This window comes from Streptomyces sp. NPDC042638 (assembly GCF_040647235.1).
Classification (GTDB): domain Bacteria; phylum Actinomycetota; class Actinomycetes; order Streptomycetales; family Streptomycetaceae; genus Streptomyces; species Streptomyces rameus.
Window position 1 is genome coordinate 20,047 of record NZ_JBEZBT010000053.1, and the last position, 21,758, is coordinate 41,804.

Consider the following 21,758-nt stretch of genomic DNA (forward strand, 5'->3'; position numbering starts at 1 on the left):
CTCGTCACATTCCTCGTCGGGGAGCCTGGTCGGCTGCCTGGCCGGCCGCCACCTGCCGCAGATACGGGTTGGTGGCGCGCTCCTGGCCGATGGTCGTCTGGGGGCCGTGGCCGGACAGCACCACGGTGGAGTCGTCGAGCGGCAGGCACACGCGGCCCAGCGACTCGAGCATGTCCTCCATGGATCCGCCCGGCAGATCGGTGCGTCCGATGGAGCCGGCGAAGAGCAGATCCCCGGAGAAGAACACCGACGGGATGTCGGCGGCCTCGGGCATCCGGAACGTCACCGACCCCCTGGTATGGCCCGGCGCGTGCGCGACGGAGAACTCCAGCCCGGCCAGCTCCAGGGTCGCGCCGTTCGTCAGCTCCCTGACGTCGTCCGGCTCCCCCACGGTCAGCTCGCCCAGCAGCGGCATCCCGATGGAGCGGCCGAGCGCCTTCTCGGGGTCGCTCATCATGTACCGGTCCTCGGGGTGGATCCAGGCCGGTACCTCGTGCGCTCCGCAGACGGGGACGACCGAGGCCACGTGGTCGATGTGGCCGTGGGTGAGGACGACGGCGACGGGCTTGAGCCGATGCTTCTTCAGCGTCTCCTCGACGCCTTGGGTGGCCTGGTGGCCCGGGTCGATGATCACGCACTCCTCACCCGCGGCGGGGGCGACGAGATAACAGTTCGTCCCCCAGGCCCCGGCGGGGAACCCGGCAATGAGCACGATCGTCCTTCGTTGTGTCGAACAGTGGCGGCTTCGGCCGCCCTCAGAGCCTACCGGCGCTGCCGTTTCCTCAGCGAACCCATATACGGTACGGGGCTACACGCAGCGGTCGGCTCACGAGGACGCGCGCGTCCCGCCCGACACACGACACGCATAGGAGAAACCCGGTGGTCAGCCAGGAGCAGCGGCGGCGTCAGCTCGCCCGGGAGAAGTTCTTGCGGCAGCAGCAGCGGCGCACCGAGGCGCGGCGCAAAGCCCGCCTGCGCAACTCCGCGATCGCGTCGGTACTGGGCCTGGTCGTGATCGGCAGTGTCGCGCTGTACACGACGGGTGTGCTCAAGGGCGACGACAAGAAGGCCAACGCCGGCGCCGAGACCACGCCGAGCGCCACGCCGAGCAGCAAGGCCCCGGACCCGTGCAAGAAGCCGGCGGCCGGCTCGGTGAAGAAGCTGAGCTGGAAGAAGGAGCCGGCGATGACGATCGACACGTCGGCCGACTACACGATGAAGCTCGCGACGACGTGCGGCGACATCGGCGTGGCGCTGAAGTCGTCGGCGGCGCCGCACACGGTGAACTCGTTCGCCTTCCTGTCGGACAAGGGCTACTTCGACCACACCAAGTGCCACCGCCTGACCACCCAGGGCATCTACGTCCTGCAGTGCGGCGACCCGCAGGGCACCGGCACCGGCGGTCCCGGCTACACGCTCCCGGACGAGAACCTCAAGGACAAGAGCCTGAAGAGCAACACGTACCCGGCGGGCACGGTGGCGATGGCCAACACCGGACAGAAGCACACCGGCGGCAGCCAGTTCTTCCTCGTCTACAAGGACAGCCCGCTGCCGCCCCAGTACACGCCGTTCGGCACCATCGACGCGGCGGGCATGAAGGTGCTGGACAAGATCGCCGCGGCGGGCGAGAACACGGGCCGCGGGGACGGCGCGCCGAACGCGACGGTCGTGATCGACAAGGCCACGGTCGCCAAGTCCTGAGCGGCTGTTCCGGTCCCGTCGGCCGCGCCGATACTTGCACCAGAGGCCGGCACCGCCGGCAGCGCAATTTCGGTCGCGCTGGATGCGGACAGGCAACCCGCTGGTCGCCTATGTTGGCCGTGACGAAACTGTGGACGATGCCCGGGGGTGCTGAGGCCCCCCGCAGGCATCATGTGGAGGAGGCGCTGTGAGCAGCGACCCGTGGGGCCGCGTCGACGAGACGGGGACCGTGTACGTGCGTACGGCCGACGGCGAGCAGGTCGTCGGTTCCTGGCAGGCCGGCTCCCCTGAGGAGGCGCTGGCCTACTTCGAGCGCAAGTACGAGGGCCTGGTTGTCGAGATCGGCCTCCTCGAGAAGCGAGTGAAGACGACCGACCTGTCGGCGAAGGACGCCCAGACCGCCATCGGTCACCTGCGCGAGCAGGTGGACGCGCACCACGCGGTGGGTGACCTCGAGGCGCTGCGGGGCCGGCTGGACAAGCTCGTGGCGACCGTGGAGGCGCGTCGCGAGGAGCGCAAGGTCCAGCGGGCCAAGCAGTCCGACGAGGCCCGCAAGGCCAAGGAGGACCTGGTCGTCGAGGCCGAGCAGCTGGCGCAGTCCGACCAGTGGCGGGCCGCCGGAGAGCGGCTGCGGGCGCTGGTGGACACCTGGAAGGGGCTGCCGCGTCTGGACCGCAAGTCCGACGACGAGCTGTGGCACCGCTTCTCGCACGCCCGGTCGGCGTTCTCCAAGCGACGCAAGGCGCACTTCGCGCAGCTGGACGCGCAGCGCGAGGAGGCCCGCCGGATCAAGGAGCGGCTGGTCGCCGAGGCGGAGGGACTGTCGGGTTCGACGGACTGGGGGCCGACTGCCGCCCGTTACCGCGAGCTGATGGCGGAGTGGAAGGCCGCGGGCCGCGCCCAGCGCGAGCACGAGGACGACCTGTGGAACCGCTTCCGCGGCGCCCAGGACGTGTTCTTCGCCGCCCGCGGCTCGGTGTTCGCCGAGCGGGACGCCGAGCAGTCGGAGAACCTGAAGCTGAAGGAGGAGCTGGCCGAGGAGGCCGAGAAGCTCCTGCCGATCGGCGACCTGAAGTCCGTGCGTGCCGCCTTCCGTTCGATCAACGAGCGCTGGGAGGCCATCGGCCACGTCCCGCGGGACGCGCGGCCGAAGGTGGAGGGCCGGATGCACGCCGTCGAGCGGGCGATCCAGGAGGCCGAGGAGGCCGAGTGGCGCCGGACGAACCCGGAGGCACGCGCGCGTGCCGAGGGTCTGACCGGTCAGCTGCAGGCCGCCGTGGACAAGCTGAGGGCGCAGATCGAGCAGGCGCGCGCCCAGGGCAACAACTCCAGGGCCGACAAGCTGGAGAAGGAGCTGGAGGGCCGCCAGGCGCTTCTGGACCAGGCTCTTAAGGGCCTGCAGGAGTTCGGCGGTTAGCCGACCATCGCGCATGTGAGAGGGCCCCGTACGCGCGTACGGGGCCCTCTCGCATGTGCTCACACCGTCCGCGAGCGGGTGCGTCCCGACGTCACGAGCGGGTGCGTCCCGACGTCACGCGGTACACGTCGTACACGCCCTCCACGCCCCGGACCGCCTTCAGGACGTGGCCGAGGTGCTTGGGGTCGCCCATCTCGAAGGTGAAGCGTGAGGTGGCCACCCGGTCGCGGGACGTCTGGACGGCCGCCGAGAGGATGTTGACGTGCTGGTCGGACAGCACACGGGTGACGTCCGACAGCAGGCGGGAGCGGTCCAGGGCCTCCACCTGGATGGCGACCAGGAAGACCGAGGACTGGGTGGGCGCCCACTCCACGTCGAGCATGCGCTCCGGCTCACGGGACAGTGAGTCGACGTTGACGCAGTCGCTGCGGTGAACCGATACACCACTGCCTCGCGTGACGAATCCGATGATGGGGTCGCCGGGCACCGGTGTACAACAGCGGGCCAGTTTGACCCACACGTCGTCGACGCCCTTGACGACCACGCCGGGGTCGGCGCTGGAGCGCCGCTTGCGCCCGCGGGTGCGGGACGGCGGGACCGCCTCGTCGATCTCCTCGGTGGCGGCCTCCTCGCCGCCGAGGGCCTGGACGAGCTTCTGCACGATGTTCTGCGCGGAGACATGGCCCTCGCCGATCGCCGCGTACAGCGCGGAGATGTCCGAGTAGCGCATCTCGTGGGCGAGCGTGACGAGCGAGTCGCCGGTGAGGATCCGCTGGATCGGCAGGTTCTGCTTGCGCATGGCCCGCACGATGGCGTCCTTGCCCTGCTCGATCGCCTCGTCCCGGCGCTCCTTGGAGAACCAGGCCCGGATCTTGTTGCGGGCGCGCGGTGACTTGACGAAGCCGAGCCAGTCCCGGGACGGGCCGGCGCCGGCCGCCTTGGAGGTGAAGACCTCCACCAGGTCACCGTTGTCCAGGGTGGATTCGAGGGGTACGAGACGGCCGTTGACCCGCGCCCCTATGGTGCGGTGGCCCACCTCGGTGTGGACGGCGTACGCGAAGTCCACCGGGGTCGCGCCGGCCGGCAGCGCGATGACGTCACCCTTGGGGGTGAAGACGAAGACCTCGTTGCGGGACAGGTCGAAGCGCAGGGACTCCAGGAACTCGCTGGGGTCCTCGGTCTCCTTCTGCCAGTCCAGCAACTGCCGCAGCCACGCCATGTCGTTGATGGCGTCCTTGTCCTTGCCGGACGCCTTCGGCACGTCGGTGCGGACCTTGGAGGCGCCGGCGACGGCCTCCTGCTTGTACTTCCAGTGCGCGGCGATGCCGTACTCGGCGCGGCGGTGCATGTCGAAGGTGCGGATCTGCAGCTCGACCGGCTTGCCGTTGGGCCCGATGACCGTCGTGTGCAGCGACTGGTACATGTTGAACTTGGGCATCGCGATGTAGTCCTTGAACCGGCCGGGGACCGGGTTCCATCGCGCGTGCACGGTGCCGAGGGCGGCGTAGCAGTCGCGGACCGTGTCGACCAGGACACGGATACCCACCAGGTCGTAGATCTCGGCGAAGTCACGGCCTCGCACGATCATCTTCTGGTAGACGCTGTAGTAGTGCTTCGGGCGGCCGGTGACGGTCGCCTTGATGCGGGCGGCCCGCAGGTCGGCCTGGACCTCGTCGGTCACTATGGCCAGGTATTCGTCACGCTTCGGTGCCCGCTCGGCCACCAGCCGTACGATCTCGTCGTACATCTTGGGGTAGAGGATCGCGAACGCGAGGTCCTCCAGCTCCCACTTGATGGTGTTCATGCCGAGGCGGTGGGCGAGGGGAGCGTAGATCTCCAGCGTCTCGCGGGCCTTCTTCTCCTGCTTCTCACGCTTGAGATAGCGCATGGTGCGCATGTTGTGCAGGCGGTCGGCGAGCTTGATGACCAGGACGCGCGGGTCCTTGGCCATGGCGACGACCATCTTGCGCACGGTCTCGGCCTGCGCCGCCTCGCCGAACTTGACCTTGTCCAGCTTGGTGACGCCGTCGACGAGCAGGGCGACGGTGTCGCCGAAGTCGCGGCGCAGCTGGTCCAGGCCGTACTCGGTGTCCTCGACGGTGTCGTGCAGCAGGCCGGCCATCAGCGTGGCCGGGTCCATGCCCAGCTCGGCGAGGATGGTGGTGACGGCGAGCGGGTGCGTGATGTACGGGTCGCCGCTCTTGCGCTTCTGGCCCCGGTGCCAGCGCTCGGCGACCTGGTAGGCGCGCTCGATCTGGCGCAGCGTGGAGTTCTCGGTCTTGGGGTCGTTGCTGCGCACTATCCGCAGCAGCGGTTCCAGGACCGGGTTGTACGGGTTCGCGCGCTGGACGCCGAGGCGGGCGAGGCGGGCCCGGACGCGGTTGGAGGAGCCGGTGCGGGCCGGCTGGGCGGCGGGCTGGCGCACCACCGGGGGCTGCACCGGGCGCTCGGGCGACGGGGTTCCCCCGGCGCGCGCGGAGTCGAGGGTGGAGGCCGGCTTGGGGCGCGAGGAGTCGGCGCTCTTCTCCACGGGCGCGGACTGGGCGTGCTCGACCGTCCCACGGCTGTCGTTCTTCACCTGGGAAGCGTTCGGCGCGGGCTTCGCCGCCGCGGCCGAGGCGGGCTCGGGCTTGGCGGCGGTCAGTGGCTGGGCCTCGTCTGGCAAGAGGACTCCTCGTGCGCGATCCGGGTCCCCCGGTCAGGCTCCGGAAGCCCCATGGTAGCGATCCTGCGCCCGGTCATCGCCTTCAGGCGCTTGTGAGGACCGTGTACCCCTGCAACGCCTGAGGCCGTCGCGGGATTCCTGGAGGTGTCCCCGGGGCGTTCTCCGGGTGTGCGGCGCGTGTCCGTACGGCGACGGCCGCCCCGGGTGTGACCGGGGCGGCCGTCGCCGTGCGGGTGGGTCAGACCTGGAGGAGGGCCTCCAGCGGAGCCCCGTCCAGGATCGGCTCCAGGCGGGCCCGGCCGCCCAGGAAGCCCAGCTCCATCAGGACCGCGAGGCCGCAGACCTCGGCGCCCGCGCGCCGGATGAGCTGGATCGCGGCCTCGGCGGTCCCGCCGGTGGCCAGGACGTCGTCCACGATCAGGACACGGTCGCCCGCGGCCAGGTCCTCGGCGTGCACCTCGATCTCCGCCGAGCCGTACTCCAGGTCGTACGCCTGGCTCAGGGTGGCTCCGGGCAGCTTGCCCGCCTTGCGGACCGGGATGAAGCCCAGCCCGGCGCGGACGGCGACCGGGGCGCCGAGGATGAAGCCCCGGGCCTCCAGTCCGACGACCTTGGTCGCGCGGGTGCCGGCGGCGGCCTGGGCGAGCGTGTCGGTGAGCGCGGTGAAGGCCACCGGGTCGGCCAGGAGCGGGGTGATGTCCTTGAACATCACGCCCGGCTCCGGGTAGTCGGCCACGTCGCGGATACGGCTGGCCAGCAGCTCAGGGATGTTGGCGAGCTCGGTCATCGGCGCTTCCCGGAGGGTCGGCCGCGGCCCCGGCTGCGGGACGCGGGCTGGTTGCGCGGGCCCACGACGGCGGGCGCGGCGTCGTCGGTGTCATCGGCGTCGTCACCGGCGGTGGCACGGGGCTCGCCGATGCCCTCCTCGGCGGTGGCCTGGGCTCGCTTGGCCAGGACCCGCTTCCTGAGCGCCTTGATGGCCGGCTCGCGCTCCTTGAGGTCGGCGACGAGGGGGGTGGCGATGAAGATCGACGAGTAGGCACCGGCCGCGAGGCCGACGAACAGCGACAGCGAGATGTCGTTGAGCGTGCCCGCGCCGAGGAAGCCGCCGCCGATGAACAGCAGACCGGCGACCGGGAGCAGGGCCACGACCGTGGTGTTGATCGAGCGGACCAGGGTGCCGTTGATCGACCGGTTGGCGATGTCGCTGTAGGTGAACCGGGTCTGCTTGGTGATGTCCTTCGTCTGCTCCTTGAGGCTGTCGAAGACGACGACCGTGTCGTAGAGCGAGTAACCGAGGATGGTCAGCAGACCGATGACCGTGCCGGGCGTGACCTCGAAGCCGACCAGGGCGTAGATGCCGGTCGTGATGGTGATGTCGTGGATCAGCGCGACGAGCGCCGCGACGGCCATGCGCCACTCGAAGGCGATCGCCAGGTAGATCACCACGAGGACCATGAAGATCGCCAGGCCCTGCCAGGCCTTGCTGGCGATCTGCTCGCCCCAGCTCGGGCCGACCAGGTCGGCGGCGAGCTTCTCGGGGTCGAGGTTCAGGTCCTTGGCCAGCTCCTGCTTGATCTTGTCGGACTGGGCGGTGTCGATGCCGGCGATCTGGATGCGCAGGCTGCCGTTGCCGAGCTTCTGGACGACCGCCTGATGGCCGGAGGCCTCGTTGGCGTACTCCTCCGCCTTGGCCACCGACGTGCTCATCTTGGTCGGCGTGGTGAAGACCGCGCCGCCCTGGAACTCGATGCCCATGTTCAGGCCGCGCACCGCCAGGCCGAGGATGGCCGTGATGGTGATCAGGATCGAGACGCCGTACCAGATCTTGCGCTTGCCGACGAAGTCGTAGGAGATCTCGCCGCGGTGCAGTCGAGCGCCGAGGTTGCCGAGTTTCGACATCGCTCACGCCTCCTTCGGGTCGACGGGGCCGGCGGCGGGTCCGGCGGGACGGCGGGTGCGGCGCAGCGGCGGCTTGGCGCCGAGGCTCTTCGGGTCGAGTCCGGACCACTTGTGGCCGTCGGCGAAGAACCTGCGGCGAGCGAGCAGTGTCATCAGCGGCTTGGTGAAGAAGAAGACGACGACCACGTCGAGCACGGTGGTCAGGCCCAGCGTGAACGCGAAGCCCTGGACCTTGCCGACGGTGACGATGAACAGCACGGCGGCGGCCAGGAACGACACGAAGTCGGAGACCAGGATGGTGCGCCGGGCACGCGGCCAGGCCCGCTCGACGGCGGGGCGCAGCGTGCGGCCCTCGCGGATCTCGTCCCGGATGCGTTCGAAGTACACGATGAACGAGTCCGCGGTGATACCGATGGCGACGATGGCACCGCAGACGGCCGGCAGGTTCAGCGCGAAGCCGATGGCCGGGCCGAGCAGGGCCATGATCACGTAGGTGAGGATCGCGGAGACCACGAGGGAGGCCATGGCGACGAGCGACAGGCCGCGGTAGTAGACCACCAGGTAGATCACGACCAGCGCGAGACCGATCGCGCCGGCGAGCAGACCGGCGTGCAGCTGCTCACCGCCGAGCGCGGCGGTGACGGTGGTGACGGACTGCTCCTGGAAGGAGAGCGGCAGGGCGCCGTACGACAGCATGTTGGCGAGGCTCTGCGCGTCGTCCTGCGTGAAGCTGCCGGAGATCTCCGCCTGGCCGCCGGTGATGGCCTGCCGCACGAAGGGGCTGGAGACGACCTGGCCGTCGAGGACGATGCCGAACTCGTTCTGCGGCTGCTGCTTCTTGGCCAGCTCGCCGGTGATGTCGGCGAACTTCTTGGCGCCCTTGCCGGTGAAGGTCATCTGGACCTGCCAGCCGGAGGCGCCCACGGTGTCGAAGATCGCCTGGGCCTTCTTCACCTCGGTGCCGTCCACGGCGGCCGGGCCCAGCAGGTACTTGTACCAGGCGCCGTCGTTCTCGCCGCAGGCCACGGTCGGCTGGCCGGGCTGGACGTTCTTGCCGGCGGTGGCGCGGTCGGTGGGCTTGGTGCAGTCCAGGGCGGCGTACTGCGCCTGGAGCTTGGCGGCCGTGTCCGAGCCGCTGCCGGAGGAGGCGGACGGGCTGGCCGACGGCTTGCCGCTGCCGGAGGGGGAGCCGCTCGGCGAGGGGGTGGAGCCGGCCTTCAGCGCGTCGGTGACGGCGCGGCCCTGGGAGGTCGCCGTGGCCGTCGGGGACGAGGAGCCGGGCGAGGACACCTTCTCCTTCGAGGAGGCGCTCGACGACGGGCTCGTGCCGGGCTTCGGCGAGGAGCCGCCGCCGGAGGACGCGCTCGGCGAGGGGCTCTTGCCGGCCGGGCCGCTGGGCTCGCTGGCGAGGACCGGCCGGAAGTACAGCTTGGCGGTGGTGCCGACCTGTTCCTGCGCCTCCTTGGAGTTGGTGCCCTTGGGGATGTTGACGATGATGTTGTCGTTCCCCTGGGTCTGCACCTCCGCCTCGGAGACGCCCAGACCGTTGACACGGCGGTTCATGATGTCGACCGCGGTGTCCATGTTGGCCTTGTTGATCGCGGACCCCTGGTCGGCCTTCGCCTTGAGCGTGATGCTCGTACCACCGGCGAGGTCGATGCCGAGACGCGGAGTCTTGTGTCCGGAGGCGAACATCCCTCCGGTCAGCGCCACGATGGCGATCAGGATGAGGGCCAGCGAGCGCCCTGGCTTGCTCTGGGCGCTCGCACTTCGGCCCCTCTTAGGTGCTGCCACCTTCTCGTACTCCCTCTCGGGCCGCCCCGCGCCCGGTCGGCGCGGTCGGCCATGACATGGTGTCGGATTCCCCTACGGGAAACAGACGCGCCCGGGGTGCGCGGGGCGCCATCATGCCGCCGCCGCGCGTCCCGGGGCGTGACTACTTCGCGTCGGAGTCGCCGTCGGTCTTCTTGGACTCGTCCTCCGCCTTGGCCTCGGCCGCGGCGGCCTTGTCCTCGGCGGCCTGGATCGCGTCCGCGCCGTGCTCGGCGGAGTCCTTCTTACCGAGGTCGATCTTGTCATCGGCGGTGGCGGCGGCGGAACCGTCGGACTCGTCGGACTCGGTGAGGGAGGAGGCGTCGTCCGGGACGAGGCCGGCGTCGGACTTCAGGTCGTGCTCGATGCCGTGGACGATGCGGTTGTACTCCTCGTCGGTGAGGACGGCGCCGATGGCGTTCTTCGCGAAGAGGAGGTCGACGCCCGGGCCGGCGTCGAGGAGGACCGTGTCCTCGTTGACCTCCTTGACCGTCGCGTACATCCCCCCGATCGTGCGGACACCGGAGCCGGGCTGCATCTCGTTCCGCATGTTGGCGGCCTGCTGCTGCTTCTTCTTGGCCGAGCGCGTCATCAGGAACATGGCCGCGATGAGCACGATGAACGGGAGAAGGGTATAGGCATTCACGGGACGGAATTTCCTTCGCGCGACCGCGCGGGTGAGCGGCCTGTTGGATGGGGGTGTGGTCGGCGCCGCCCACAGGGGCGGCATCGGCGGAGTCTAAGCGAGTCCGCTCGCATGGAACAACGCTCAGCATGGCACCTGGGTTCCTGCCGGGCCACCGCCCTCGCCGCGCGGCGGCCGTCACGCCCCGAACAGGTCCTGTTGTCCGTTTCCCCCGGCCGGCGAGCGCGGCGGGGTCAGACCGAGGTGCGCCCATGCCGCGGGGGTGGCGACCCGTCCGCGCGGGGTGCGGGCGAGCAGACCCTCCCGGACCAGGAACGGTTCGGCGACCTCCTCCACGGTCTCCCGCTCCTCCCCCACCGCCACGGCCAGGGTGGACAGTCCGACCGGTCCGCCGCCGAACAGTTTCAGCAGGGCCTGGAGGACCGCGCGGTCGAGCCGGTCCAGCCCGCGCGCGTCGACCTCGTAGACGGCGAGGGCGGCGGCGGCGATCTCGCGGGTGATCAGTCCGTCGGCCTTGACCTGCGCGTAGTCGCGGACGCGGCGCAGCAGACGGTTGGCGATGCGGGGCGTGCCCCGGGAGCGGCCGGCGATCTCCACGGCGCCCTCCGGCCGGATCTCGACATCGAGCAGGCTCGCCGAGCGGTGGACGACGCGCTCCAGCTCGTGCGGCTCGTAGAACTCCATGTGCGCGGTGAAGCCGAAGCGGTCGCGCAGCGGCGGCGGCAGCAGGCCGGCGCGGGTGGTGGCGCCGACCAGGGTGAACGGCGGCAGCTCCAGCGGGATCGCGGTGGCGCCGGGCCCCTTGCCGACGATGACGTCGACACGGAAGTCCTCCATCGCCATGTACAGCATCTCCTCGGCGGGCCGCGACATCCGGTGGATCTCGTCGAGGAAGAGCACCTCGCCCTCCTGGAGGGAGGAGAGGATCGCGGCGAGGTCGCCGGCGTGCTGGATGGCGGGGCCCGAGGTGATGCGGATGGGGGCGCCCATCTCGGCCGCGATGATCATCGACAGGGTGGTCTTGCCCAGGCCGGGCGCGCCGGACAGCAGCACGTGGTCGGCGGTGGCGCCGCGGGCGCGCGCGGCGCGCAGGACCAGGTCGAGCTGTTCGCGGACCTTCTCCTGGCCGATGAACTCGCCGAGGTCCTTGGGGCGCAGGGCGGCCTCGACGGCCTGGTCCTCCCGGTCGGCGACAGAGCCCACCAGCCGCTCCGCGGCGGGGCCCGGCCCCTCGGCGGCGGCGCTGTCGGCGGTGTCGTCCCAGTTCATGTCTCTGCCTTACGACGGGGTGGGTCAGCGGGCTCGGTTCAGGGTCTGCAGGGCGGCCTTCAGCAGCCGGCCCACCTGGGGCGCGCCGCCTTCGGCCTCGGCCTGGGGCGCCACGGCGGTGACCGCCTCGTCGGCCTCGCGGGTGGCGTAGCCGAGGCCGATCAGGGCCGCGTGCAGCTGGTCGCGCCAGCCCTGGCTGACGGGCGCGCCGACGGCCGGGGCGCCGACGGGCTCGCCGAGCCGGTCCTTCAGCTCCAGCAGCAGCTTCTGGGCGCCCTTCTTGCCGATGCCGGGCACGGCGGTGAGGGCCTTCTCGTCGCCGGTGGCGACCGCGCGGCGCAGCGCGTCCGGGGTGTGCACCGCCAGCATGGCCTGGGCGAGGCGCGGGCCGACGCCGCTGGCGGTCTGCAGCAGCTCGAAGACCTGGCGCTCGTCGTCGGCGGCGAAGCCGTACAGGGTGAGGGAGTCCTCCCGGACGACGAGGGAGGTGTGCAGCTTGGCGGGCTGCCCGATCCGCAGCGTGGACAGCGTGTCCGGGGTGCACTGGACGGCCATGCCGACGCCGCCGACCTCGACGACCGCGGCGTCGGGGGCGAGTGCGGCGACCGTGCCGCTGACGAAGGCGATCATGCCGTACGGCCTTTCGTTGCGTGGACTGCGTGCCGGGCGACGGCCTGCTGGAGTCGGTTCTGGGCGGGGGCCCGCCAGATGTGGCAGATGGCGAGCGCGAGGGCGTCGGCGGCGTCGGCCGGCCGGGGCGGCGCGGAGAGCCGCAGCAGGCGGGTGACCATGGCGCCCACCTGCGCCTTGTCGGCGCGCCCGCTGCCGGTGACGGCGGCCTTGACCTCGCTGGGGGTGTGCAGGGCGACCGGGATCCCGCGCCGGGCGGCACACAGCATCGCCACGGCGCTGGCCTGGGCGGTGCCCATGACCGTGCGCACGTTGTGCTGGCTGAAGACGCGCTCGACGGCGACGTACTCGGGCCGGTGCTCGTCCAGCCAACCCTCGATGCCCTGCTCGACGGCGAGGAGGCGGTGGCTCAGTTCCGCGTCGGCCGGGGTCCGGACGACTCCGACACCGATCATGGTGAGCGGGCGTCCCGCGACCCCCTCGACGACGCCGACACCACACCGTGTCAGCCCGGGGTCCACCCCGAGTACACGCACGCGCGCCCCCTCCCTTCGACGGCTCGATCGCCAGTCCGCGCAGGCTATCGGCTGCCACTGACAACGCCGTACAACGCGACGGGCCGACGGGTGTGTCCCGTCGGCCCGGTCGGCCAGCCGTCCGCGTTACGCGTCGACCTTCTCCATGACCTCGTCGCTCACATCGAAGTTGGCGAAGACGTTCTGCACGTCGTCGCTGTCCTCCAGCGCGTCGATGAGCTTGAAGATCTTCCTGGCGCCCTCCTCGTCCAGCTCGACCTGCATGGTCGGGACGAAGTTGGCCTCGGCGGAGTCGTAGTCGATACCGGCCTCCTGGAGGGCGGTGCGGACCGCGACCAGGTCGGTGGCCTCGCTGAGCACCTCGAAGGACTCGCCGAGGTCGTTGACCTCCTCGGCACCGGCGTCGAGGACGGCACCGAGCACGTCGTCCTCGCTCAGCTCGCCCTTGGGGACGATGACGACGCCCTTGCGGTTGAACAGGTACGACACCGAGCCCGGGTCGGCCATGGAGCCGCCGTTGCGGGTCATGGCCACGCGGACGTCGGACGCTGCACGGTTGCGGTTGTCGGTGAGGCACTCGATGAGCACCGCGACACCGTTCGGACCGTAACCCTCGTACATGATCGTCTCGTAGTCCGCGCCACCGGCCTCGAGACCACCGCCGCGCTTGATCGCGGAGTCGATGTTCTTGTTCGGGACCGACTGCTTCTTGGCCTTCTGGACGGCGTCGTAGAGCGTCGGGTTGCCATCGAGGTCCACGCCGCCCATCCGCGCCGCGACCTCGATGTTCTTGATCAGCTTCGCGAAGAGCTTGCCGCGCTTGGCGTCGATCACGGCCTTCTTGTGCTTCGTCGTGGCCCATTTAGAGTGGCCGGACATCTGCCTGTCTCCTTCGCGTAACCCATCTCTATACGAACGCCAGAGATCCTACTAGGACTCGGTCGTCCGGTTCGCGCGCACCATGTCGACGAACAGGGAGTGCACACGGTGGTCACCGGTCAGTTCAGGGTGGAACGACGTGGCGAGCACATTGCCCTGGCGGACGGCGACGATGTGGCCGTCGTGCTCGGCGAGCACCTCGGCCCCGGCGCCCACGGACTCCACCCACGGCGCGCGGATGAAGACGCCTTCCACCGGATCGCCCGGTACGCCCCGCACGTCGACCGCGGCCTCGAAGGACTCGTTCTGCCGTCCGAAGGCGTTGCGGCGCACGATCATGTCGATGCCGCCGATGGTCTCCTGGCCCGAGCGGGGGTCGAGGATCTTGTCGGCGAGCATGATCATGCCGGCGCAGGTGCCGTAGACGGGCATGCCGGCCCGCACGCGCGCGCGAAGGGGCTCCATCACGCCGAAGAGGACGGCCAGCTTGGAGATGGTGGTGGACTCGCCGCCGGGCAGCACGAGGCCGTCGACCTCGGCGAGTTCCTCGGGGCGCCGCACCGGCCTGGCCACGGCGTCGGCCGCGGCCAGGGCGATGAGGTGCTCCCGTACGTCGCCCTGGAGGGCCAGGACGCCTATGACGGGTGCGTCAGTCATGTAAGTGCGGTTCCTCAGTGCTTACCAGCCGCGGTTCGCGTAGCGCTCGGTCTCGGGGAGGGTGTCGCAGTTGATGCCGACCATGGCCTCGCCGAGGTTGCGGGACGCGTCCGCGATGATCTTCGGGTCGTCGTAGAAGGTGGTGGCCTTCACGATGGCGGCGGCGCGCTTGGCCGGGTCGCCGGACTTGAAGATGCCGGAGCCGACGAACACGCCCTCGGCGCCGAGCTGGCGCATCAGGGCGGCGTCGGCCGGGGTGGCGACGCCGCCGGCGGAGAACAGCACCACCGGGAGCTTGCCCAGCTCGGCGACCTCCTTGACCAGCTCGTACGGGGCGCGCAGCTCCTTGGCGGCGGCGTACAGCTCGTGGTTGTCGAAGCCGCGCAGCCTGGCGATCTCGTTCTTGATCTGGCGCAGGTGACGGACGGCCTCGACGACGTTGCCGGTGCCGGCCTCGCCCTTGGAGCGGATCATCGCGGCGCCCTCGGCGATGCGGCGCAGGGCCTCGCCCAGGTTGGTGGCACCACAGACGAAGGGGGTGGTGAAGGACCACTTGTCGGAGTGGTTGACCTCGTCGGCCGGGGTGAGGACCTCGGACTCGTCGATGTAGTCGACGCCGAGGGACTGCAGCACCTGGGCCTCGACGAAGTGGCCGATGCGGGACTTGGCCATGACCGGGATCGAGACGGCGTCGATGATGCCCTCAATCATGTCCGGGTCGGACATGCGGGCCACGCCGCCGTCCTTGCGGATGTCGGCCGGGACCCGCTCCAGCGCCATGACGGCGACGGCGCCCGCGTCTTCGGCGATCTTCGCCTGCTCCGGCGTGACGACGTCCATGATCACGCCGCCCTTGAGCTGCTCGGCCATGCCGCGCTTCACACGGGCGGTGCCGGTCTCGGGAGCCTGGTTGTCGATGGTGGACACGGGTGACCTCGCTGAAGTGAAAGAGGGTTTCTGCACCGCCGAGGAAACGCGAGTGGACCAGGCCACAGCAAGGGCCAATGGCAAGCCGGTGGATCCTTTTCGTCCACCCGCGGTTCAGGAGACCCGTTCGACCAGGGCCGCGGGCGGCTCGTCGTCCATCTCGACGGCCAGCGGGAAGGGGGCGTGGCCGGCCAGCCGGAACCAGCGGACCTTGCGGTGCTCGCGGAGCCTGCGGGCGGCTCCCACGGCGTCGTTGTGGAAACGGCGGGCCATCGGCACCCGGCGGACGGCCTCGGCCAGCTCGAGGGCCGCCTCCTCGCCGCCCGGGGCCTCGCGTACGGCCTCCACCTGGGCGGGGTGCTCGAAGACGGCGCGCAGGGCCTGGCTCAGCTCACTCTCCGCGACCTCTCGGTTCTCCTCCTCGGCCTGCCGGGCCGCGTGCGCGGCCTCGTACAGCACGATCGAGGCGGCCGGGTCCAGCACGCCCGAGGTCGCCAGCTCCTGCGCCACGGAGGCCCGCCGCACCAGCTGGGCGTCGAGCGCGGCCCGGGCGGCGTCCATCCGCACGTGCAGCCGGTCCAGCCGGCCGGCGGTCCAGCTGAGGTACACGCCGACGGCGAGGAGCGCGACGAGGATCCAGATGAGGGTTGCGGTCACGGCCGAAGGCTACCGGCTGCCGCCCCGCACCCCCGGCGCCGGCCAACGGCTGCCCGACCCCGCCTCCCGACGCGGCCAAGGACTGCGTCGAGCCGCCTCCGGACGGGGTCACGGGCCACACCGACCCGCCTCACAACGCGGCCAGACTGCGTCCACCGCCTCCCGACGCGGCCAGGGACTGCGTCGAGCCGCCTCCGGACGGGGTCAATGCCGCCCGACCTGGCTCCCGACGCGGCCAGGGGCTGCGTCCACCCCCTCCCGACGCGGCCAGGGACTGCGTCGAGCCGCCTCCGGACGGGGTCATGCCACACCGACCTGCCTCCCAACGCGGCCAGGGACTGGACCGAGCCGCCTCCCGACGGGGCCAGGGGCTGCACCGACCGCCTCCCCCCAGGGCACAGGCCACACCGACCCGCCCCCGCCACGCGACCACAGGCCACACGACCCGCCCCCGCCACGCGACCACAGGCACACGCCACAGGCCACACGCCACACGCCACACGCCACACGCCACAGCGACCCGCCACCCGACGCGGTCACAGGCCACACCGGCCCGCCACGATGAGGTCACAGGCCACACCCCGCCTCCGGAGGAGGTCCCGCGGGCGGTCGGTCCGGGGTCAGTCGCGGGCCAGGCCGAAGCGGGCCCGCAGTCCCGTCGTCCGTTCGTCCGCGCCGACCGCCGCCGCGCCGTCCGTCACCGTCTCGTAGACGGACAGGATGTCCGCGCCGACCGTCGACCAGTCGAACCGCCGTACGTGGGCGCTGCCGCGCTCACTCAGCCCGGCGCGGCGTTCGGGGTCCTCCAGCAGCCGCAGGGCCGCCTCGGCCAGCGCTTCGGCGTTCTCGTTGGCGAAGACCTCGCCGGCCTCGCCCTGGTCGAGGACCTGGACGAACGCGTCCAGGTCGGAGGCGAGCACGGGCGCTCCCGCCGACATCGCCTCGACCAGGATGATGCCGAAGCTCTCACCGCCGGTGTTGGGGGCGACGTACAGATCGACGCTGCGCAGGAAGCGGGCCTTGTCCTCGTCGCTGATCATGCCGAGGAACTCCACGCGCGCGCGCAGCTCCTTCGGCAGGTCCGCGACGGCCGCCTCCTCGTCGCCGCGGCCCGCCACCAGCAGCCGCGTCCCGGGCCGGGCGGCCAGGATCCTCGGCAGGGCCTTCATCAGGACCGGCAGGCCCTTGCGGGGCTCGTCGATCCGGCCGATGAAGCCGATGGTGTCGCCCTGCCACTCGGCCTTGGGCTCGGCCTTGGCGAAGAAGTCCACGTCGACGCCGTTGGGGATGACCACCGCGTCCCCGCCGAGGTGCTCGACCAGCGTGCGGCGGGCGTACTCGCTGACCGCGATCCGCGCGCTGATCTTCTCCAGCGCGGCCTGCAGGATCGAGTACGCGGCGATCATCGCCCGCGAGCGGGGGTTGGAGGTGTGGAAGGTCGCGACGATGGGTCCCTGCGCCGCCCAGCAGGTCAGCAGGCCCAGCGAGGGCGAGGTCGGCTCGTGGATGTGGACCACGTCGAAGGCGCCCTCGTGCAGCCAGCGCCGCACCCGCGCGGCCGAGAGGAAACCGAAGTTCAGCCGGGCCACCGAGCCGTTGTACGGCACCGGGACCGCGCGGCCGGCCGAGACGACGTACGGCGGCAGCGGGGTGTCGTCGTCGGCCGGGGCCAGGACGGAGACCTCGTGGCCGAGACGGATGAAGTACTCGGCGAGGTCACGGATGTGGAACTGGACGCCACCGGGCACGTCCCAGGAGTACGGGCAGACGATCCCGATTCTCACGCGGGTCCCTTCGCGGGGTCGAGGTCGGCGAGCCACAGCCGCTGGAGCATGTGCCAGTCCTCCGGGTGGTCGGCGATCCCGGTGGCGAAGGCGTCGGCCAGCGCCTGTGTCATCACGGACGTCTTCTCGGCCCGGGTACCCGACCCGGGGACCTCGACGGGAGGGTGGACCCGGCCCTTCATGACGGGCGAGTCGTCGTACCAGAGCGTGACGGGCAGCAGCAGCGCGCCCGTCTGCTGGGCCAGCAGGGCCGGCCCGGCCGGCATCCGGGCCGTCTCGCCGAAGAAGTCGACCTCGACACCGGAGGCGGACAGGTCGCGGTCGGCGACCAGGCAGACCAGGCCGCCGGCGCGCAGCCGCTGGGCCAGGGCGCCGAAGGCGGAGCCGCCGCTGTGCGGCAGGACCTCCATGCCGAGGCCCTCGCGGTAGGCGACGAAACGGTCGTAGAGGGTCTCCGGCTTCAGGCGCTCGGCGACCGTCGTGAACGGCGTCTCCAGCTTGGTGGTCACCCAGGCGCCGGCCAGGTCCCAGTTGGCCAGGTGGGGCAGGGCGAGAATCACGCCCCGGCCGGAGGCCAGCCCGTCGGTGAGATGGTGGACGTCCTTGGCTTCGAAGCCCGCCTTCACGCGCTCCGCGCTCCAGGCCGGCAGCCGGAAGGACTCCATCCAGTAGCGCAGGTACGAGCGCATGCCCGCCCGGGACAGCTCGGCGAGCCGCTCGGCGGTGGCGTCGGGCACCACGCGCGCGTAGTTGGCCTCGAGGCGCCGCACACCCTTGCCGCGCCGCTTCCAGGCGAGGTCGGCGATGGTCCGGCCGAGGCGCACGGCGACGGGCTCGGGGAGCTTCTTGACCGTGCTCCAGCCGAGGCCGTACAGACTGTCGGTCAGCCGTTCCGCCGCGCTCACTGCGCCGCCTCGCTCCCCTGGGCCGCACCGGCCGCCGCCTCGGCCTCCGCGGACTCACGGCGGACGGTGACGACCCGCTGGATCAGCGTGACGAGGCTGCCCGCGGCGACGATCCACAGCGCGATCGGCAGCAGCCACTGGATGCCCGGCACCCCGAACTTGTGCAGGCCGGCGAAACCGGCGGCGACCAGTGAGATCACCAGCCGCTCGGCACGCTCGACGAGCCCGTTGACGGCGACCGGCAGCCCGATCGACTCGCCGCGCGCCTTGGTGTACGACACCACCTGGCCGCTGGCCAGGCAGAAGATCGACACCGCGCACAGCACGTTGTCGTTCCCCTGGCCCGCGTACCAGAGCGCGAAGCCGCCGAAGATCGCGCCGTCGGCGACCCGGTCCAGGGTGGAGTCGAGGAAGGCGCCCCAGCGGCTGGAGCGGCCCAGCTGGCGGGCCATGTTGCCGTCGACCAGGTCGGAGAAGACGAACAGGGTGATCACGACCGTGCCCCAGAAGAACTCGCCCCTGGGGTAGAAGACCAGCGCTCCCGCCATCACACCGGCCGTGCCGATGAGCGTGACCGTGTCCGGGCTCACGCCCCGGCGGATGAGAAACGCGGCGAACGGTGTGAGGACACGCGTGAAGAATGCACGCGCGTACTTGTTCAGCATGGCCTTCCCGACGGTCGGTGACGCCGCGGCCCTGCTGGCCGCCGGCTGGCCCATCGTAGCCACGCACGCGTGTGCGTGACGGACGGGTACCCGCAGCCGCGCCGGGAACGGGTGCGCGCCACCGCGCGCGGGACGTGCGTGACGCGAACGGTGTCCCCCGCGCACCCTTCGTGGTCCTTCGTATGGACGCAACGTGACGGGAGTGGAAAGCTCGAATAACCGCGGGCGTCGCCGGAGCCGCCACCACACGCGGGTCCCGCGTGTCCGCGCCCACAGTGACCTCACCGTGTACGGGAGGCAGGACCATGGGCGACAAGTCACAGACGCACCACCCCGGGGCCGCCGGCAGGGCTCTGGCGGCCGACCAACCCGCGTCCATTCGGAACGTGGTGCTGGTCGGCCACTCCGGCTCGGGAAAGACGACCCTGGTGGAGGCTCTCGCGCTGACCGCGGGAGCGGTGAACCGGGCGGGCCGCGTGGAGGACGGCGGCACCGTCTCCGACTACGACGACATCGAGCACCGGCAGCAGCGTTCGGTGCAGCTGTCCCTGGCACCGGTCGAGTGGGACGGCATCAAGGTCAATCTCCTGGACACCCCCGGCTACGCCGACTTCGTCGGGGAACTGCGGGCCGGTCTGCGCGCCGCGGACGCGGCCCTCTTCGTCGTCTCGGCCTCGGACGGGGTCGACGGCTCCACCCGGATGGTGTGGGAGGAGTGCGCCGCCGTCGGCATGCCCCGCGCCATCGTGATCACGCACCTGGAAGCCGCGCGCGCGGACTTCGAGGAGATGACCCGGACCTGCGCGGAGGCCTTCGGCGGTGACGACCCCGACGCCGTCCTGCCCCTGTACCTGCCGCTGCGCGGTCCGGAGGGCCCCGACGGGCACGCGCCCGTGACCGGGCTGGTCGGGCTGCTGTCGCGGAAGCTGTTCGACTACTCGACCGGGGAGCGCAAGGAGTCCGAGCCCGGCGAGGACCAGCTGCCGGACATCGAGGAGGCCCGCAACCGGCTCATCGAGGGGATCATCGCGGAGAGCGAGGACGAGACCCTCATGGACCGCTATCTGGGCGGCGAGCAGGTCGACGTCAAGACCCTCGTCGGGGACCTGGAGCGGGCCGTGGCGCGCGGTGCGTTCTTCCCCGTGCTGGCCGCCGCCCCCGCCGCCGAGGGGGCGAGGCAGGGCCTCGGCACGGTCGAGGTGCTGGAGCTGGTCACGGGCGGCTTCCCGACCCCGTTCGAGCACCCGCTGCCCGGGGTCACCACGATCGACGGCAGGCAGCGTGAGCTGAAGCCGTGCGACACGGACGGCCCGCTGGTCGCCGAGGTCGTCAAGACCTCCTCCGACCCCTACGTCGGCCGCCTGTCGCTGGTCCGCGTCTTCTCCGGCACCCTGCGCCCGGACCAGACGGTGCACGTCTCCGGGCACGGCCTGGCCGACCGCGGGCACGAGGACCACGACGTCGACGAGAAGGTCGGCGCCCTGTCCATGCCCTTCGGCAAGCAGCAGCGCCCGGTCGCCCAGGCCGTCGCCGGCGACCTGGTGTGCGTGGCCAAGCTGGGCCGCGCCGAGACCGGCGACACCCTCTCCGCCAAGGACGACCCGCTCCTGATGGAGCCCTGGCAGATGCCCGACCCGATGCTGCCGCTCGCCATCGACGCGCACAGCAAGGCCGACGAGGACAAGCTGTCCCAGGGCCTGTCCCGGCTGGTGGCCGAGGATCCGACGATGCGCCTGGAGCAGAACCAGGACACCCACCAGGTGGTGCTGTGGTGCCTGGGCGAGGCCCACGCCGACGTCGCCCTGGAGCGGCTGCGCAGCCGCTACGGCGTCCAGGTCGACGTCGTCCCGCACCGGGTGTCCCTCCGGGAGACGTTCGCGCACCGGGCCACCGGGCGCGGCCGTCACGTCAAACAGTCCGGCGGCCACGGCCAGTACGCCATCTGCGAGATCGAGGTGGAGCCGCTGCCGGGGGGCTCGGGCATCGAGTTCGTGGACAAGGTGGTCGGCGGAGCGGTGCCCCGCCAGTTCATCCCGTCCGTCGAGAAGGGCGTGCGGGCCCAGGCCGCCAAGGGCGTCGCCGCCGGCTATCCGCTGGTGGACGTGCGGGTGACGCTGCGGGACGGCAAGGCCCACTCGGTGGACTCCTCCGACGCCGCCTTCCAGACGGCGGCCGCGCTCGCCCTGCGGGAGGCCGCGGCGGACGCGAAGATCCATCTGCTGGAGCCGGTCGCCGAGGTGACGGTGCTGGTCGGCGACGACTACGTGGGCGCGGTGATGAGCGACCTGTCGAGCCGGCGCGGCCGGCTGCTCGGCACCGAACAGGTGGGGACCGGGCGGACGTTGATCCGCGCCGAGGTGCCCGAGTTCGAGATCGGCCGGTACGCCGTCGACCTGCGCTCGCTCTCGCACGGTACGGCCCGCTTCGACCGGAGCTACGCCCGGCACGAGCCGATGCCGCCGCAGATCGCCGAGCGCATCCGCGAACAGAGCGGAGACGACGGGTAGTACGCCGGCGCGGACCGGCGCACGGGCGGGCGGCTTCGGCCGTCCGCCCGCGGGCTGTCGGTGCCGGCGGATACGCTGATCACCGGATCACGTCGTGCCGCGGCTGTCCGGCACCGGTCCGGTATCGGCACGGCGACCGGGTCCAACAGGTGTGCGCGGCAGGGAAGTCGGGAAGGCCGCAGGAACGGCACCGGCGGCG

At 71.3% G+C, this 21,758-nt stretch carries 19 protein-coding genes; 3 read left to right on the top strand and 16 right to left on the bottom strand.

The window, feature by feature from the left end; all coding sequences use genetic code 11:
• Positions 1–4: 4 nt before the first annotated feature.
• Positions 5–712: an MBL fold metallo-hydrolase gene (locus tag AB0B40_RS31020; RefSeq protein ID WP_362266825.1), complete on the bottom strand. Its 708-nt coding sequence runs from the start codon at positions 710–712 to the stop codon at positions 5–7.
• A gap of 167 nt (positions 713–879) precedes the next feature.
• On the opposite strand from AB0B40_RS31020, the gene AB0B40_RS31025 reads away from it, so the two are divergent.
• A complete protein-coding gene (locus AB0B40_RS31025; protein WP_345059201.1) occupies positions 880–1,701 on the top strand; it encodes a peptidylprolyl isomerase in 822 nt (273 codons plus the stop codon).
• A gap of 187 nt (positions 1,702–1,888) precedes the next feature.
• A complete protein-coding gene (locus AB0B40_RS31030; protein WP_345059199.1) occupies positions 1,889–3,118 on the top strand; it encodes a DUF349 domain-containing protein in 1,230 nt (409 codons plus the stop codon).
• Positions 3,119–3,209: 91 nt separating this feature from the next.
• Here AB0B40_RS31030 and AB0B40_RS31035 read toward each other — a convergent pair whose 3' ends face one another.
• From AB0B40_RS31035 to pgsA, 15 genes are all read right to left on the bottom strand, one after another.
• A complete protein-coding gene (locus tag AB0B40_RS31035; protein WP_345059197.1) occupies positions 3,210–5,783 on the bottom strand; it encodes a bifunctional (p)ppGpp synthetase/guanosine-3',5'-bis(diphosphate) 3'-pyrophosphohydrolase in 2,574 nt (857 codons plus the stop codon).
• Positions 5,784–6,021: 238 nt separating this feature from the next.
• Positions 6,022–6,570 carry an adenine phosphoribosyltransferase gene (locus tag AB0B40_RS31040; protein WP_362266828.1) on the bottom strand — a complete coding sequence of 183 codons (549 nt, stop codon included), beginning with the start codon at positions 6,568–6,570 and terminating at the stop codon, positions 6,022–6,024.
• On the bottom strand, positions 6,567–7,685 hold the full coding sequence (secF, locus tag AB0B40_RS31045) for a protein translocase subunit SecF (RefSeq protein WP_362266830.1): 1,119 nt from the start codon (positions 7,683–7,685) through the stop codon (positions 6,567–6,569). Before secF ends, AB0B40_RS31040 begins: the two co-directional genes overlap by 4 nt.
• A gap of 3 nt (positions 7,686–7,688) precedes the next feature.
• Complete coding sequence (gene secD / locus AB0B40_RS31050) at positions 7,689–9,479, bottom strand: protein translocase subunit SecD (RefSeq protein WP_345059191.1); 1,791 nt, start codon at positions 9,477–9,479, stop codon at positions 7,689–7,691.
• Positions 9,480–9,621: 142 nt separating this feature from the next.
• Positions 9,622–10,143, bottom strand: coding sequence for a preprotein translocase subunit YajC (gene yajC, locus AB0B40_RS31055; protein ID WP_345059189.1), 522 nt, complete (start codon positions 10,141–10,143; stop codon positions 9,622–9,624).
• 177 nt (positions 10,144–10,320) lie between these two features.
• Complete coding sequence (gene ruvB, locus AB0B40_RS31060) at positions 10,321–11,412, bottom strand: Holliday junction branch migration DNA helicase RuvB (RefSeq protein WP_345059187.1); 1,092 nt, start codon at positions 11,410–11,412, stop codon at positions 10,321–10,323.
• A 24-nt stretch (positions 11,413–11,436) separates the two neighbouring features.
• Entirely contained in the window at positions 11,437–12,042 is a 606-nt protein-coding gene (ruvA, locus tag AB0B40_RS31065) for a Holliday junction branch migration protein RuvA (protein WP_345059185.1), read from the bottom strand.
• On the bottom strand, positions 12,039–12,578 hold the full coding sequence (gene ruvC / locus AB0B40_RS31070; RefSeq protein ID WP_345059183.1) for a crossover junction endodeoxyribonuclease RuvC: 540 nt from the start codon (positions 12,576–12,578) through the stop codon (positions 12,039–12,041). The genes ruvA and ruvC overlap by 4 nt, the downstream gene beginning before the upstream one ends.
• 126 nt (positions 12,579–12,704) lie before the next feature.
• Entirely contained in the window at positions 12,705–13,457 is a 753-nt protein-coding gene (locus tag AB0B40_RS31075; protein WP_345059181.1) for a YebC/PmpR family DNA-binding transcriptional regulator, read from the bottom strand.
• A 51-nt stretch (positions 13,458–13,508) separates the two neighbouring features.
• Positions 13,509–14,114, bottom strand: coding sequence for a pyridoxal 5'-phosphate synthase glutaminase subunit PdxT (gene pdxT / locus AB0B40_RS31080; RefSeq protein ID WP_345059179.1), 606 nt, complete (start codon positions 14,112–14,114; stop codon positions 13,509–13,511).
• A gap of 21 nt (positions 14,115–14,135) precedes the next feature.
• A complete protein-coding gene (gene pdxS / locus AB0B40_RS31085; protein WP_053661824.1) occupies positions 14,136–15,041 on the bottom strand; it encodes a pyridoxal 5'-phosphate synthase lyase subunit PdxS in 906 nt (301 codons plus the stop codon).
• Between the two features lie 114 nt (positions 15,042–15,155).
• Positions 15,156–15,698, bottom strand: a complete 543-nt coding sequence (locus AB0B40_RS31090; protein WP_345059177.1) for a hypothetical protein — start codon at positions 15,696–15,698, stop codon at positions 15,156–15,158.
• Positions 15,699–16,318: 620 nt separating this feature from the next.
• Positions 16,319–17,482 (bottom strand): glycosyltransferase family 4 protein, encoded by a 1,164-nt coding sequence (locus AB0B40_RS31095; RefSeq protein ID WP_345059175.1) that lies wholly within the window; start codon positions 17,480–17,482, stop codon positions 16,319–16,321.
• Positions 17,479–18,387: a phosphatidylinositol mannoside acyltransferase gene (locus tag AB0B40_RS31100; protein ID WP_345059174.1), complete on the bottom strand. Its 909-nt coding sequence runs from the start codon at positions 18,385–18,387 to the stop codon at positions 17,479–17,481. Before AB0B40_RS31100 ends, AB0B40_RS31095 begins: the two co-directional genes overlap by 4 nt.
• Positions 18,384–19,106 (bottom strand): phosphatidylinositol phosphate synthase, encoded by a 723-nt coding sequence (gene pgsA, locus AB0B40_RS31105; RefSeq protein WP_345059234.1) that lies wholly within the window; start codon positions 19,104–19,106, stop codon positions 18,384–18,386. The genes AB0B40_RS31100 and pgsA overlap by 4 nt, the downstream gene beginning before the upstream one ends.
• Positions 19,107–19,357: 251 nt before the next feature.
• On the opposite strand from pgsA, the gene AB0B40_RS31110 reads away from it, so the two are divergent.
• A complete protein-coding gene (locus tag AB0B40_RS31110) occupies positions 19,358–21,559 on the top strand; it encodes an elongation factor G-like protein EF-G2 (RefSeq protein ID WP_345059173.1) in 2,202 nt (733 codons plus the stop codon).
• Positions 21,560–21,758: the final 199 nt, after the last annotated feature.